This is a genomic window from Streptomyces sp. NPDC001056, from assembly GCF_053598955.1.
Genome location: NZ_JBSFLI010000049.1, coordinates 25,833 through 40,301, shown reverse-complemented (window position 1 = coordinate 40,301; position 14,469 = coordinate 25,833). Strand labels below are relative to the sequence as shown.

Sequence of the window (14,469 nt, the reverse complement as noted above, 5' to 3'; positions counted from 1 at the left end):
GCAACGCCACGTTCAGGATCGAGAAGTCCACCGCGAGCATGAACTGCGCGACCAGCAGCACCACCAGCGTCAGCCGCATCCGCGACGTCAGCCGCTGCGGCACACCCGCACCACCCGCACCACCCGCACCACCGGGACCACCCGGCCCACCGGAGACCGCCCCCTCCGACACACCATCGACAACAGACATGTTTTCCTCTCTCAGTTCTCGGTTCTCGGTTCTCGGTTCTTCACTGCGGCCATGTCGTCGGGGCCGCGCCGGGTGCTTTCGAGTCCCGCCGCCATGTCGTGCCAGATCTGCCGGCAGCGGGCGGCGACGACCGCGACCGTCGCGATCTGATGCGCGGGGACCGCGGAGGCGATCCGGGCGGAACTCCGTTGTGCCGCCAGATGCAGGTCGAGAAGGCGCAGGAGAAGCCGTCCGTCGGCGGAATGCCGCAGTGACGGCTCACTGCACAGGCGTTTCACCAGCGCCGGGAAATCCGCCGGGTCCGCCCCCCTCACCAGGTCCCGCTGGAGCGACGGTGAGGCGTTCTCGCCCTTCCCGGCGGTCCGGGCGGCGGTTTTCCCGGACCTCCGCGGAACGGGCTGCTGCCCGTTCTCGATCCGGCGTTTCACGTCCCGCACCGTGGTGGGCGAGATGCCCGCCAGGCGTCCGACCTCGCGCAGCGAGGAGTCCGGCTCACTGCGCAGGATCTCGGCCGCGTACCGGCGTCGTTCGTCCGCGTCGGTGGGACGCAGACGCCCGTCGCGGCCGAGGCGATGCGTCGGACCTGTCGCCGGCTGCGCGCCTTTGCGCAGGTCGGCGACGGTTCTCGGGGACAGCCCGGCGATCCTTGCGACATAGCGGTCCGACCAGTGCGGATGGGCCGTCAGGATGCGTCGGGCCGCCGCCGTACGGTCGGTGTACGTCAGGGGAAGGCCGTGCCGGACGTTCTCGTAAACCGTGTGGACGAAGGCTTTCTCCAGTGGTTCTTCGCAGAATCGCACCGCTATGTGGGTGTCACCCCGCAGACGTGCGGCGTGAAAGCGGTGGACACCGTCGAGGATCGCCATGGTGGGGCGGTGGACCAGAATCGGCGGGAACCCGCCGGATTCGGAGAGGGCCCGCGTGTGCCGGTCGTCAGGGCCGTCCAGTCTGACCTTGATGACGTTCTTCAGTGCGGTCAGAGGAACGCGGTACTCGGGTTCGGGTTTTCCTTCCGGTGTCCGGCTGCTTCTCTGTATTCGCTCGTGGACCATACGGAGGTCTCCTGTCGTAATCCATCCGGCGGAGCGAGACGACGACGACATCGCCAACTCGCCGAAGACGCCGGTGTGCAACCGGTGCTTCGGGCACGGTTGGACACATCAGACGGTGAGCGCCGCCGGGCCGCGGCCCAGGAACTCGTGCAGCCACTCGACGAAGTCGGGGCCGAGGTCGCTGCGGTCGGCGGCGATCCGGACGACGGCGCGCAGGTAGTCGGCCCGGTCCCCGGTGTCGTAGCGCCGCCCTGAGAACACGACCCCGTGCACGGGGTGTCCGTCGTGGGCGAGCGTCCGGATGGCGTCGGTCAGCTGTATCTCGCCGCCGCGTCCGGGCGGGGTGCGCCGCAGAACCGGGAAGACCGCGGGGTCGAGGATGTAGCGGCCGATGACGGCCAGGTTGCTCGGCGCGGTGCCGGGCGCCGGCTTCTCGACGAGATCGGTGACCCGCACGATGTCGCTTCCGTGTTCGCGTTCCACCGCGGCGCAGCCGTAGAGGTGGCTGCGTTCGGGGGCGACCTCCATGAGCGCGATCACCGATCCGCCGTGGCGGTGGCGCACCTGCTGCATCTGGGCCAGGAGCGGGTCACGGGGGTCGATGAGGTCGTCGCCGAGGAGGACGGCGAAGGGATCGTCGCCCACGTGCGGGGCGGCGCACAGTACGGCGTGCCCCAGGCCGCGCGGGTCGCGCTGGCGGGTGTAGTGGATGTCGGCGAGTTCCGTCGAGGCGTGGACGGCGGCGAGCCGGTCGGTGTCGCCCTTCTGCGTGAGGGCCAGCTCCAGCTCGTAGTTGCGGTCGAAGTGGTCTTCCAGGGCGCGCTTGTTGCGCCCGGTCACCATGAGGATGTCGCGGATCCCGATGCTGACGGCTTCCTCGACGACGTACTGGATCGCCGGCTTGTCCACCACCGGGAGCATTTCCTTGGGAGTGGCCTTGGTGGCGGGCAGGAAGCGGGTGCCCAGCCCCGCGACAGGGATGACGGCTTTCGTTATCTCACTCATGTGGGGAGTCCAAAGACTGGGGGAGTGCCGTGATGCACGGCCTGGAGGGTGGCCTGGGGCGACCCGGGCGAGGATCTGGTACCGCCTCGCCGCTGGCGGCCAGTGTGCGCAGCAACGGCCTCGCCGCTGCGAGCCCGGCGCCGCGACGGGACGCTACTTAGGGGACTCCGCGAAGAGTTCCGGCTGGTGCCCTGCCCCGCGTGCCGCCCCGCCGAGCCGGTCGTTGTGAGGCTTTTCCGCCCTTCGGAGCCCTGAACTTGCCAAAGTCGCGGCGAACCGGCTTCCCGGCGGAGAAACATAAAGAACGCTATTTATGCTGGAGGGGTCAACACCGCCGTGTGGGAGGGACTGTCAGATGACCGTGCTGTACGAGCCGGATCCGGCCGACCTCGGCGAGGCCCGTCAGCTGAACTCGTTCACCGACGCGGTCTTCGGCAGGCTGCCGCGGGCCGACCAGCGCAGGTGGGCCGAGCTCTACGTCAAGGCCCTGCTGCGCACACCGGGGAAGAAGTCGGTGCGCAGGCTCGCGGGTTCGGTGAGCGACTCACCCACGGCGTCGCAGTCGATGCACCAGTTCGTCAACGCCAGCCCCTGGGACTGGCAGATGGTCCGCCAGGACCTGCTGCGCCGGGTGGAGCGGACGACCGCCGCTGAGGCATGGGCGCTGGCACCGGCGTTCATCCCCAAGCGCGGCGAGCACTCGGTCGGCGTGCACCGGCGCTTCGATCCCTTCCTGGGCAGGGCCACCACCTGCCAGCTGGGTATCGGGCTGTTCCTCTGCGACGGCGAGGGCCCGCTCCCGGTCGACTGGAACCTCTACATCCCCGAGGGCTGGGTGAGGGACCCTCACATGCGCATGCGCGTACGGCTGGCCGAGGAGCCCGGCGGGGCCCTGTGGTCCCAGGTCGCCGAACTCGTGCGACGCGGCACGTCGTGGACCACGGGTCCGCAGGCCCCGCTCACCGCGGATCTGTCGTGGATGCCGGACCGCAGCGCGTTCCTCGCCCACCTGTCGCGCAGCGAGCAGTCTTTCGTCGTCGAGGTTCCCGAGACGCTGACCGTGCGCTCGGCGTCGGCTCCGCCTCCCGCCTCCCCGCCCCTCAGCGTCCGCCGGCTGCTCGACACCCAGGGCAGCACCATGACCAGCGGCGAGCAGCATCACGGGCTCGACGTCCTGTCCCTGCCGGTGGTACTGCCCGGCGCGGCCGCGCGGCAGCCGAGGCTGCGGATGCTGGCCCAGCGGCGAGCGGGTGGCCGGGGCACCCGGGTCTGGCTGACGAACCTGGTCGACCGGCCGCTTTCACAGATGCTGCCCCTGATGCGCCAGCCCCGTCTGGCCACCGCGGTCGTGAACTCCCTCAGCGGCGACTTCGGCCTGCAGGACTTCGAGGGCCGCTCGTTCCCGGGCTGGCACCACCATGTGACGCTGGTGTCCGCCGCCTTCACGCACTACCGGTTGAGCCGGGCGGGCGCCGCAGGGGCGGGTGGTTGACCGGACAGCCCGCCCACCCGCCGCGCGGGGCTGCCGGCCCGGCCGGCGTCCTGCTGGGCCGCCCCGCTCCCCGGGGCTTTCGTCCGGACCACCGTGCCGGCCAGAGGAAGACGCCGGCGACGCGGAGTTCGGCCGGGCGGATGGTCGCGGTCTTCTCGTGGCGGGTCGCCGGGCCGCGCCTTCGCTCCAGGCGGTCGACGCACCGCTCGACGGTGCTGCGCTGAACGTGGGCCCCCGGCAGGCGGGTTCGCCGGCCGGGGGCCCGCCTTCGCGGGCCCCCGGCAGCATGCTTCGCCCGTTGCCGTACTCCTCCTCCGGCGCGCACCCCCTGTGTTCCGGTTCCGGAACGTGAACGCGGACCGACGACCGTCCGGTCCGACGAAACCGCCCAGGCGACGACCGCGAGACTCGCCGACGACCGCGAGACCCGCCGACGGCCGCAGACCCGCCGAACCTCGTCCGTCAGGAAGGGCCGGCAGCGCCTTGCGGTGGCCCGGCGGCGAGGCCGGTGAGGACGGCCCGCCAGACATCCGCGAAGTCCGACGGAGCCGGGTCCGGCCGCCCGCCGGAGGCACGGGCATCGATCACCACGCCCGCCACCAGGTGCCGGACGAGTTGGGCGGCCGTCCCCGGCTCCACCTCCTCGTTCAGGGCGCCGCTCTCCCACGCGCACTCGACGAGCCCTTCGACCTCACCGCGCCAGTCCGCCGGCCAGTCGGAGACGACGTGGCCCTCCGCGATCAGACGCGCCGCGGACCGGGCGTGGACGCTGCGGTGGAGTGTCGCGGCCACGGCCAGGACGAGGGCGGACAGGTCCTGCAGCGGCCGGCCGGTGCGCGGACGAGCGGCGCGGGTCCGCTGCAGTTCACCGACTCCCTCCTCCGCCACCGCCGCCGCCAGGGCGGCTTTGCTGCGGAAGTGGAAGGTCAACGCTCCCATCGAGATGCCCGCGTCGCCGCAGACCGCCGCCAGGGACGTACCGTCGTAACCGTGCCGGTCGAAGTTGCGTGCCGCGGCCAGGACCAGGTTGGCACGCGTTCGGGTGGCTCGTTCTCTCTTCTTCATCATGGGCCCCGCCGGGCGCGGACAACTCGGCTCATGCGTTGGGTCGGTCACGTACGTCCTCGGATGTCACCAGCGGCCGCAGGCTGTTGTGCGGGCCCGCGCATCGGGTGCGACGGGCGTTTCGACGCTACGACGGCCTCCGGACGACGGGAACGAGATCGGAGAAAGCCGGAACGTTCTCGGCAAGTCCAGCCGAAATCGCCCCCAGCCGACTATCTGGCGGTCCAGCCCCCGTCGACGGGGACGGCCGACCCGGTGGTGAACGACGAGCGGTCCGAGCAGAGCCAGGCGGCCGTCTGCGCCACCTCGCTCGGTGCCGCCAGGCGCTGCTGGATGGCGCGTTCGGTGAAGGGCTTCAGCAGGGACGGGGTGGTGGCCAGCACCTCCTGCATCAACTCGGTGCGGGTGCTGCCGACGACGAGCGCGTTCACCCGGATCCCCTGCTCCGCGTACTCGTCGGCGGCCGCCCTGCTGAGCCCGATGACGGCGTGCTTGGCGGCGATGTACGGAGCCGACGCCCCGGTCGCCCGCACTCCCGCCACGCTGGACGTGTTGACGATGGCGCCGCCGCCGTGCTCCAGCATCACGGCTATCTGGGCGCGCATGGCGTTCCACACACCGCGGGCGTTGACGTCCATGATCCGGTCGTACTCGTCGTCCGCCATCAGGTGCATCGGGGTGCCGGTGGAGGTCCATCCCGCGTTGTTGAACGCGGCGTCTAGGCCGCCGTAGGTGTCCAGCGCCGCCTGTGCGACCTCCCGCATGTCGCCGGCGCGGGTGACGTCGGCCACCACGGCGGTTGCCAGCCCGCCTGCTGCCTCGACCTTGTCGACGACCTCCCGGAGCCTGTCCTTGCGCCGCGCGGCCAGTGTCAGACGGGCGCCCTCCCGGCCGAAGAGCTCTGCGGCCGCCGCGCCGATCCCGCTGCTGGCCCCGGTGATGATGACGGACTTGCCGTGGAGCAGACCTCGTTCAGACATGACTCTCCTCGGACGTGAAGTGACTCAGATGAGCGGTGGCCCACCGGGCGAAGGTGGTGGGCGCCCGTCCCGTGAGGTGTTCGACCGTCTCGGTGGTCGCGCTCTTGGCGCCCGCGGCCTGCCGGTCCGCGCCGGCGAGCAGCGCGTCCGCCATCGCCGGCGGATACCGGCGCAGGTAGGCGGAGCGTGCCGCAGTCCGGGACAGGGACCGGCACGTCAGGGGCCGGCCCAGAAGGCCGGCCAGGATGCGGGTCTGGTCCTCGGCGGAAAGAGCCTCGGGACCGGTGAGCTGGTACGACCGGCCGTGGTGGGTGTCGTCACCGAGGACCCGCGACGCCACCTCGGCGATGTCCTCCGGTGCGATGCAGGCGTTGCGGCTGTGCGGGTGCAGCGCCTCGGTGGTCGCGCTGCTGCGGATGCCCGGAGCCCAGGCCAGGGCGTGCGTCATGAAGGACCGCGGCTGGAGCATGGTCCAGGGGATGCCGCTGTTCCTGATGCGGTCCTCGTTCTTCCTCTGCCACGTGGTGACGAGGTCACCGGCCGCCGGGTCGTGGACGGCGGCCGCGGAGAGTTTGACGATGTGTCCGACGGAGGACTCCACGGCCGCCCGGAGAATGTTCCGGTCGTGCTGGGGGCGCGTGGGATCGTTCGTGACGACGAAGACCGCGTCCGCCCCGCTGAACGCCTCCAGGAGGCTCGCGGGCCGGTCGTAGTCGCAGACCAGATGCCGTATCGCACGGTGAACGCCGCTCTGCGGGCCGTTCGAACCGTGCGGCGAGCGGTCCCGCGGGAGGCTGCGGCCGGTGAGGGTGAGCCGGTGCCCGGCCGCCGCCAGGTGACGGGCCAGCATCGGGGCGACCGTTCCGGTGGCCCCCGTCACGACGATGTGCCGGGTCCTGCGCGCCATCGCCGTCACGAGGCCCGGACCTGCTGCGGGTCGACACTGATGTTGTCGCGTACGGCGGGGGTGGCGATGCTGGGCAGCAGAAGCGTCCACATGTCGCAGACGCGCTCCATCAGGTCGGACCGCCCGGTGGCGAGCTGCGAGTAGATCTGCATCCCGGTACAGGCGGCGACGACGAACCGGGCCACGCGGTCGGTGTCGACCTCCTCCATGAGTTCGCCTTCGGAGCGTGCCGTCTCCAGGAGGTCGCGCATGAGTTTGCGCCAGTCCTCGAAGGACGTCGCGTCGTTCATGCCGTGACTGCCCTGTTCGACCGCGAGACGCACACCGGCCCGCAGGATCGGGTCGTGCTGCATGCGGTGTGCCCACACCAGCGTGATGTCGACCAACCGCTGCAGACCGGTGGAGCTGAGATGCGGCTCGATGGTGGTGGCCTGAGTGTTCATCAGCGCCTCGGCCACGCCCTGCTTGGAGCCGAAGTGGAAGTACAGCGCGCCGAGGGTGAGGCCGGCGCGCTCCGCGATCCGGGTGACGGGCGCCCCTTCGTAGCCCGCCTCGTCGAAGATCTCCGCGGCTGCCAGGAGGAGGCGCTGGCGAGTCCGTGCGGCGCGTTTTGCGTTGGTGGTCGTCATGGGGGTCGTCCAATCCTCGACAAAAATAGAGAACGTATTTTATGTTAGCGCGGTCGCCGCAGCCAGCGGTCAGCCACTGAGGGGGAAAGCGGACATGTCGCACGCGCACGCCACCGGCTTCGACACATCCCAGCTCAGCACCGCGGTACCGAGGGAACTCGTCCACAAGCGGGCACACGCCGAGGTGCTGCTCACGGGCTGGACCACTCACGCGGAGAACCACCGGCACACGGTTCGTGCCCAGTGGCCCCGCTTTCACAGCTTCTACTGGCCCCGCGACCAGCGCTTCGACCCCATGCTGTTCGTCGAGACCGTCCGGCAGACCCTGCCGCTCCTGTCCCACACCGCCTACGGCGTCCCCTTCGGCAACCACCTGATCTGGGACGACTTCAGCTACCAGGTCGATCCGCTCGCGATGCCGGTGCCGGAGGCGCCGGCGGAGGTGGTGCTCGACATCGTGTGCGAGGACGTACGGATCCGGAACGACAGCCTGGTGTCGATGGTCATGCAGACCACCGCCTACCTGGACGGACAGCGCATGGGGACGGCCACCGCGCGCTTCGCCAACCGCTCGCCCGCCCTCTACCGGCGCCTGCGCGGGGCGAGACACGATCTCGCGGCCGTGCGCCGCGCCGCGCTGTCCGTGCCGCCGGCGCTGATGCCCGCAGTCGTGGGCCACTGCCTGCCCTCCAACGTCGTCCTGGCTGCCAGCGCGAGGACGGACCGCTGGCAGCTGCGCGCCGACCTGGACCACCCGGTGCTGTTCGACCACCCCGTCGACCACGCCCCCGGCATGCTCCTCCTTGAGGCCGTACGCCAGGCCGCGCACGCGCACCGGCCGGCCACGACCGGCATGGTCACCGGCATGTCGGTCGTCTTCGACCGCTGGGTGGAACTGGACGAGCCCAGCTGGGTGTCCGTGACTCCGCTGGGCGGCGGCGGTCTGAAGATCACCATCGAGCAGGGCGAGGCGGTCTGCCTGAGCGCCGAGGTGACCACCGCACCGTCGATCCCGGTATCCAGCGCCGAGCGCGTGCCCGCCCTCACCTGACCGGCGCCGCCCTCCGCAGCAGCGCCTGCCCGTGCACCGGTCCGGCACTTCGCGGTCCGGGCACCGGGCGGGCGCTGTGGGCTGAGGACGGGAGCGTCCGCCGAGGTCCATCGGCCCCCGGCGTCGGCTCGGCGGTCGGCCGGGCGGGCCGCGACGGGCGCGCAGTACCAGGCCCTTGTACCGGTGCGCTCGCGTATTCGACCGTCGCGAGTGGACCCACCTGACTGAGGCACCGCCGACTGAGCGTGACAGCCTCGGGGGAGACTCTGGATGTCAGAGGCATCCGGTTGGATGAGCACGTGACCGTCCATGACATAGCTCGCCAGCTCCCTTCCGTCGCTGACCTGCGCAACCTGTGCCGCTCACTGGCGATGCTCGATGCGATCTTGAGCCCGGACCGGGAAGGCCGGTACTACTCCTTCAATGCCGGCTGGGCCGACGGCGAGGAGATGGCGTCGATGCGCAACGGGTCGGGGGACGAGTACTCCATCGTGTTCTCGGCGGCCGGGGTCTGTGTCCGTGGCTTCGGCCACGAAGCGCCGATGAGCCCGTACGGCAACGACGGCGAGCCTTGGCCGGGAGTGATCGACGAGGTTCCGGAGGTCTTCAGGCCCTTCGTCGAAGAGCCGGCGTTCACCGACGAGGACGACGTTCCCGTCGTGACGGTCTGCCTGTGGCGGGGGGCGACGGATGACCGGTGGCGGCACGGCGTGATCGACTTCCCCACCGGGTGTTCCGACCCCGATGGGGCGACGGGTCTGTTCGAGCTCCTGGTCGACCGCTCACCGGAAGCGTTCCAGCGCTTCGCCGAGGACTACTACGAGGTTCCCGTGGACCTGGAAGCGGTGCGCGACGTGTATGCCTCGCGACCGCTGAGCCAGAAGCTCGTGTCATCGCTGAACCCGGAGGTCACCCTCGCCGCCCTGGCCGAGGACATCGCCGGGATCGGCTACCCGCAGCCGGTCCGGGACGTGGTCTGAGCTTCGACCGTGGCGAGCCGACGGGGAGTCCGGCCGCAGCCGGGGGCGTCCGCGACGACGGGGGCGGGAAGTCCGAGGAGTCGTTGCCGGATGGCGGCGCCGCGGGCGGCTGCGACCGGGACACCGATCTCGCGATCTCGCCCAGGAGTGCGGACCTGTGGTCGGCACGGGCTGGACGATCCGGGTCAGGGGATGCGCATAGCGCTCAGCGCGGGTCGCCGGGAGATCCTCATAGCGGGGATGGACAGGGAGCGTGGACAACGACGGCTCGGACCGGCCCAGTCGGGGAAGGCCCTCAGTGCCTGTTTCTGAACCCTGAATCGGCAGGTCAAGGGCCGTCAGTCCGGAATGGGAGCTCTGTGCAAGCGTTCGGGGAACGGTCACGGTGACCGTTCCCCGAACGGAAACCGCTGAGGCGGGCGCGACGCGAGCGAGAAGAGAAGTCGGTGCCACCTCAGCGGTGGGGGCAGGGGCGATGCGTTCTCAAGCTGTGAGTCCGAGCGTGGCGGTTGCGTGCTGGGGGCGTGACCGGTAGTGATCGACTGCGGCGGCGATGTTGGTCCAGCCTGCTTGGCGCATGAGTCCGATAGCCAGGTTCCGCAGCGCGGCCATGGCGCGGGGTGCGGTGCCGGTGCGCACTCGCGAGGCGTCCTCGCTATAGGTGACGTCTCTGGCGTGGTGCAGGGCCTCAACCGACCAGTGGTTCTGCACGAGTTGGGCGAGTTGCGCCGGGCGGGCCTGCTCGGGTGACAGGCTGGTGACCGCGTAGACGGTCTTCGTCTGGACCTTGCCGGTCCTGCGGTGGGTGCGGCGGCACTTGATCTCCATGGCCTGGACGGCGTGCGGGAAGAGCAGGCCGGGCTGGACGATGCAGACCTTCAGGCGGCGGACCTCGCGGCGGCCGTGCCCGGCCCCGGTGGTGCGGGCCTGCAGCGGGATCTCCCGCCAGGGCAGGCGCCGCAATTGCTTGCGCAGCTTCTTCTGGTTTCCCTTGACGACCGGGAGGTAGTGGCCGCCGGCGGTGATGACGTGCTCGGCGTGGGTGCGCTGGGGGTGCATCGCATCGGCGGTGACGACGACGCCGCGCAGGTCGAGCCGGTCCAGCAGCGGGGCTAAGGCGGGGATCTCGTTGCTCTTCGCGGCGACTTGACGCTGGGCGATCACGGTCTGGCAGCCGTGCAGCGCGGCGGCGAGCAGGTGGACGGCCATGCCGTCGGTGCGGGATCCACGCACAGTGTTGCCGTCGACGGCCAGGCCGATCAGTGTCTCGCCGGGTTCGTCCACCGGGTCGGCGGCGTACCGGGCGAGCCAGGCGCCCACGGCTCGTCCAAGGCGTCGCCGTCCAGACGAGCCAGGAGTCGTCCCGGTGTGGAGGCGTTCGGTGTGCTGGAGGCGAGCCCGAGCTGTTCGCGCAGGCTGGAGTCGGTATCGGCGGCGAAGCGGGCGATGGTGGCCAGGGACCTGGCTCCGCCGAGCACGGCGACCAGGCACAGCGCGAGCAGGGAGCCCAGGTGGTAGCGACGGCCGCGGACCCGGCGGGGATCGGGTATCCGGCTCAACGTCTCCGCCAGGGAGGTGAACTGCTGCGGTTCCGGATCCGGGCAGGCGGAGTCGATGCCCTGGCAGTGGCGCTGCAGGACACCGATCAGGGAGGATGGCACGCGAACGCGACCCCTGTTCTGATCAAAGGCTTCGAGAACCTTGATCATCAGGGGTCGCGTCTCTCATTGTGAACCGCGCCGGGCCGCGCCGTGCAAGACCTCCGCGATCTCGCCACGGCCTGTGGTGGCACACCCGGGCCCGCGGCGCACTTCGCGTGTCTGCGCCGGGATTCGCCACCGTACTGAGACTTGACCCGGACGCGGCGACGCCACTGGCCACCGTGGGGCTCCTGCGTGGCCGATCGGCACGGCTTTCCAGTCGACTCGGTCGAGTGCCTCGAACAGTCCCGGCTGGTTGCCCTTGGCGTATACGACCACACGATCAACAGGATCCGTGCTCTTATGTCACATCTCTGCGTACATGGGTTCGAGACGCGACATCGTAGGTGGGCGACAGCCTCATCCCACCATGCGAGAACGCACGAGCCATGGGCGTGGCCCCGACACGGACTTTTCTAGCGGGCTCACGGTTGTCCGGTATCGGCGCGTGGGCACCAGACGACAATCGCCGGACAACGGGCAACGCGGTGGCACGACGGAGCCCTGCACGTCGGCACAGGTCACCGCCGTGCAGGGCTCCGTGATGCGTATTTCCGTCACTCCCAGAGGGACGACTCCTCCAACCCGCCAAGGTTGGCGCCGGCTACATCAGCCATCTGTCTTGCCCCTCCGAACATTGAGAAGCGCCTATGACTCTCAGACAGAAAGCTATCCGACCGGTCTCAGCGCCCGCGCGAGCGCGTCGACGGTCACCCCGACGATCGCCCGGAGTTGCTCCGGGCTCGACCCGGCCCTACCCATCACCGCGAGAGACTGGTTCACGGCCGCTACGTGTACGGCGAAGTCCTCGGCGTTCTCGTCGGACATTCCGCCGGCCTTCAGCGCGGTGCGCAGGCGCGGGCGCTGGAGGCCGAACAATTCTTTGACATGCTCTGCGACGCTCGGGCTCAGCGCCGGACTCGCCATGACCGACTGGGCCATCAGGCATCCGTCGGGCACGGCGGGGTCGGCGATGCGCCCCAGGGTGACGTCGAAGAACGCACGGACGGCGGCGACGGGGTCCTCGGCCGCGCACGAGAGGGCGGCGTCGAACTTGTCGCCGTAGCGCGTGGCGTAGCGATCCAGGCAGCGAAGGAAGAGCGCGTCCTTGTCGCCGAGCGAGGAGTAGATCGAGCTGCGGTTCAGGCCGGTCGCCCGGGAAAGGTCGTCGAGCGAGGTGTCGGCGTAGCCGGAGCGCCAGAACTGGATCATCGCGGCGTCGAGCACCGTGTCCATGTCGAACTGCTTCTTGCCTGCCATGCGGCCCATCCTCCCATCTTGGACTGATCAGTTCAAGACGTGCTAGCGTCGAATCACGGTCCACCCGCCTCGACGGAGGATTCCCATGACCAACCCCGTCCCCGCCCTGCCCCTGCATGACCTGGCCGGATTCACGCACCGCTGGGTCGACGCCGACGGCGTCCGCCTGCACGCCGTCGAAGGCGGTCGGCCGGACGGACCGGCCGTCGTCCTGCTCACCGGGTTCCCGCAAACGTGGTGGGCCTGGCGAAAGGTCATGCCTGCCCTCGCCGATCGGTTCCGGGTCATAGCGATCGACCGGCCGGGCCAAGGCAATTCCGAGCATCCGGAGCTCAGCTACGACACGCACACGGTCGCCGCGCACATCCAGGCCGCCGTGAACGCTCTCGGTGTGCGGGACTACTGGCTCGCCGGGCACGACATCGGCGCCTGGGTCGCCTTCTCCCTCGCCCTGAACTACGAGAGCCGACTGCACGGGGTCGCGCTGCTCGACGCCGGAATTCCCGGTATCACCATGCCGGAAGCGATCCCCCTCGACCCGACTCTGGCGTTCAAGACCTGGCACTTCGCGTTCCACGTGGTGCCCGATCTTCCCGAGACGCTGATAGCCGGCCGCGAGCGGGAGTACATCAGCTGGTTCCTGAAGACCAAGTCCCTCGCGCCCGACGCGTTCGAGGAAGCAGAGCTCGACCACTACGGCGCGGCCCTCGCCGTCGATGGCGGCCTGCGTGCCGGCCTCGCCTACTACCGCGAGGCCGCCGAGTCCGCGCGCAAGAACCGCGCGGCACTCGAGCAACGGCGACTGACCGCGCCCGTCCTCGGAATCTCCAGCAGCCACGGCTCGATCCCGGATATGGCGGCCTCCATCAGCCCGTGGGCCGAGAACGTGACCGGCGTCATCGTGCCCGACGCCGGTCACTACATCCCCGAGGAGCAGCCCGAGGCCGTCGCCGCCGCCCTCACCGACTTCTTCAGCGGCCGTTAGTGCTCTAGCAGGAGGGCGATCCCCATTGCCGTCGGGGGCCCGTCAGTTACGGGCCCGCCCCGCGCGCCTGCGGACGTGCCGTGAACCGCCCGTCGCCCCGCTTGTGCAGCCAGCCCCGGGTGGCGAGCTTGGTCATCCTCGCCCGCAGAGGTTCCAGCTTGCCGTGTACCGAGGCGTCCAGCCCCAGCCGCTCGCCGACCGCCCTGACCCGCACCGGGCCGTCCGCCTCCCGCACGATCGCCAGGATCTTGCGGTAGTCGCCGGGCAGCCCGCCCTCGTCGGCCGCGTCGCCGCGGTGCGGGATGAGCAGGACTGCCCGCCCGGCCACCTTCGCCGATGCCGGAGCGACAGCCCGGCGTCGGCCCGGGCCTGCTCGGCCAGGCGGTTCAACACTCCGCTCCGCGATCGCCAGTTCGTGCCGCTCGGCCTGCCTCCTGGAGTTGCTTGCCCAACTTTTCGGCGAGAGAGTCCAGTTCGCTCCGGCGGGCGGTGATCCGCTGCCGCTCCTGCATCCCCCGCGCCCTCCCCGGCAACGCCAGCTACCAGCCCTCCACCGCCCACGCCGGACTGATCGGCTGACCCACCGGCGGAATAAGCCAGCAGGATCGCTGACAACCGGTACCCCAAGATCAGGCTATCGAGCGCCCGTATCCAGGGGGTTCAGAAACAGGCACTCAGACAGGTGCGGCCGTGCTCGGTGTTCTCCGCGGACCAGGGGTGGCGGACACTCGGTGTGATGCGGCTCCGATCGGCCCGTCGCCCGTGGGGACCGGCGGAACAGCGTGGACGCCCTCGCCTCCGGCTACGAACTGGTCTTCCTCGTCGCGGCGGGGATCGCCGTCGCCATCGCGGTGCTCAGCCTGCTGGTTCCGCGGAAGGAGCGCGCCTGACCCTCGGCAACGGCAGCGCACCGCTCCTTGGGCGCCCGCTGTCGGCGGCTCGCACCGCCACCGGCAGCGGGCGCGAGCCCTTGCGTCGTTCGCGGACTTCTGACGGCCTCCGCGCGCCACCGCGCACTGGGCCGGGGGACAGCAGACCTCTTGAGGTCCGTCGAGGGCTGTACGTAAGAGGAGACCCCGACGAACACTGGCGATCTTGAAGGCCGGCCGTGGCCGAGGAGGCCGGCGCCGCGTGCGGCCAGGGCCAGGGCGGTGGCGCGGCCGGTGCCTGCGG

General features: G+C 70.4%; 14 protein-coding genes and 1 pseudogene. 4 read left to right on the top strand and 11 right to left on the bottom strand.

What is annotated here, in order from left to right; translation table 11 throughout:
- From ACWDD7_RS34730 to galU, 3 genes and pseudogenes are all read right to left on the bottom strand, one after another.
- Nucleotides 1-190 (bottom strand): annotated as a pseudogene (locus tag ACWDD7_RS34730) (MFS transporter); the annotation flags it as partial.
- Between the two features lie 11 nt (nucleotides 191-201).
- Entirely contained in the window at nucleotides 202-1,323 is a 1,122-nt protein-coding gene (locus ACWDD7_RS34725) for a ParB/RepB/Spo0J family partition protein (protein ID WP_450460338.1), read from the bottom strand.
- Between the two features lie 27 nt (nucleotides 1,324-1,350).
- Complete coding sequence (gene galU / locus ACWDD7_RS34720) at nucleotides 1,351-2,247, bottom strand: UTP--glucose-1-phosphate uridylyltransferase GalU (protein WP_392219058.1); 897 nt, start codon at nucleotides 2,245-2,247, stop codon at nucleotides 1,351-1,353.
- Nucleotides 2,248-2,602: 355 nt separating this feature from the next.
- On the opposite strand from galU, the gene ACWDD7_RS34715 reads away from it, so the two are divergent.
- Nucleotides 2,603-3,739, top strand: a complete 1,137-nt coding sequence (locus tag ACWDD7_RS34715; protein ID WP_450460337.1) for an IS701 family transposase — start codon at nucleotides 2,603-2,605, stop codon at nucleotides 3,737-3,739.
- A gap of 462 nt (nucleotides 3,740-4,201) precedes the next feature.
- On the opposite strand, the gene ACWDD7_RS34710 is transcribed toward ACWDD7_RS34715, so the two are convergent.
- The 4 genes from ACWDD7_RS34710 to ACWDD7_RS34695 form a co-directional block, all read right to left on the bottom strand.
- Nucleotides 4,202-4,807: a TetR family transcriptional regulator gene (locus ACWDD7_RS34710; RefSeq protein WP_450460335.1), complete on the bottom strand. Its 606-nt coding sequence runs from the start codon at nucleotides 4,805-4,807 to the stop codon at nucleotides 4,202-4,204.
- A gap of 209 nt (nucleotides 4,808-5,016) precedes the next feature.
- Nucleotides 5,017-5,784, bottom strand: a complete 768-nt coding sequence (locus tag ACWDD7_RS34705; protein WP_450460334.1) for an SDR family NAD(P)-dependent oxidoreductase — start codon at nucleotides 5,782-5,784, stop codon at nucleotides 5,017-5,019.
- Nucleotides 5,777-6,691 (bottom strand): NAD(P)H-binding protein, encoded by a 915-nt coding sequence (locus ACWDD7_RS34700; RefSeq protein WP_450460333.1) that lies wholly within the window; start codon nucleotides 6,689-6,691, stop codon nucleotides 5,777-5,779. Before ACWDD7_RS34700 ends, ACWDD7_RS34705 begins: the two co-directional genes overlap by 8 nt.
- 5 nt (nucleotides 6,692-6,696) lie before the next feature.
- On the bottom strand, nucleotides 6,697-7,320 hold the full coding sequence (locus tag ACWDD7_RS34695; RefSeq protein WP_351876450.1) for a ScbR family autoregulator-binding transcription factor: 624 nt from the start codon (nucleotides 7,318-7,320) through the stop codon (nucleotides 6,697-6,699).
- A 94-nt stretch (nucleotides 7,321-7,414) separates the two neighbouring features.
- On the opposite strand from ACWDD7_RS34695, the gene ACWDD7_RS34690 reads away from it, so the two are divergent.
- On the top strand, nucleotides 7,415-8,371 hold the full coding sequence (locus tag ACWDD7_RS34690) for a ScbA/BarX family gamma-butyrolactone biosynthesis protein (protein WP_450460332.1): 957 nt from the start codon (nucleotides 7,415-7,417) through the stop codon (nucleotides 8,369-8,371).
- Between the two features lie 299 nt (nucleotides 8,372-8,670).
- A complete protein-coding gene (locus ACWDD7_RS34685; protein WP_450460331.1) occupies nucleotides 8,671-9,351 on the top strand; it encodes a hypothetical protein in 681 nt (226 codons plus the stop codon).
- Between the two features lie 483 nt (nucleotides 9,352-9,834).
- Here the strand turns inward: ACWDD7_RS34685 and ACWDD7_RS34680 are convergent, their stop codons facing one another.
- The 3 genes from ACWDD7_RS34680 to ACWDD7_RS34670 form a co-directional block, all read right to left on the bottom strand.
- Nucleotides 9,835-10,671, bottom strand: a complete 837-nt coding sequence (locus ACWDD7_RS34680) for an ISAs1 family transposase (protein WP_450460330.1) — start codon at nucleotides 10,669-10,671, stop codon at nucleotides 9,835-9,837.
- The gene (locus tag ACWDD7_RS34675) at nucleotides 10,611-11,012 is read right to left on the bottom strand and encodes a transposase family protein (protein ID WP_450460329.1); all 402 of its coding nucleotides are present in this window, start codon (nucleotides 11,010-11,012) and stop codon (nucleotides 10,611-10,613) included. Before ACWDD7_RS34675 ends, ACWDD7_RS34680 begins: the two co-directional genes overlap by 61 nt.
- 708 nt (nucleotides 11,013-11,720) lie before the next feature.
- On the bottom strand, nucleotides 11,721-12,311 hold the full coding sequence (locus ACWDD7_RS34670; protein ID WP_123971155.1) for a TetR/AcrR family transcriptional regulator: 591 nt from the start codon (nucleotides 12,309-12,311) through the stop codon (nucleotides 11,721-11,723).
- Nucleotides 12,312-12,396: 85 nt separating this feature from the next.
- Between ACWDD7_RS34670 and ACWDD7_RS34665 the strand changes: the two genes are divergently transcribed.
- Nucleotides 12,397-13,296, top strand: a complete 900-nt coding sequence (locus ACWDD7_RS34665; RefSeq protein WP_450460328.1) for an alpha/beta fold hydrolase — start codon at nucleotides 12,397-12,399, stop codon at nucleotides 13,294-13,296.
- Between the two features lie 46 nt (nucleotides 13,297-13,342).
- On the opposite strand, the gene ACWDD7_RS34660 is transcribed toward ACWDD7_RS34665, so the two are convergent.
- Entirely contained in the window at nucleotides 13,343-13,624 is a 282-nt protein-coding gene (locus ACWDD7_RS34660) for a hypothetical protein (RefSeq protein WP_450460327.1), read from the bottom strand.
- Nucleotides 13,625-14,469 lie beyond the last annotated feature (845 nt).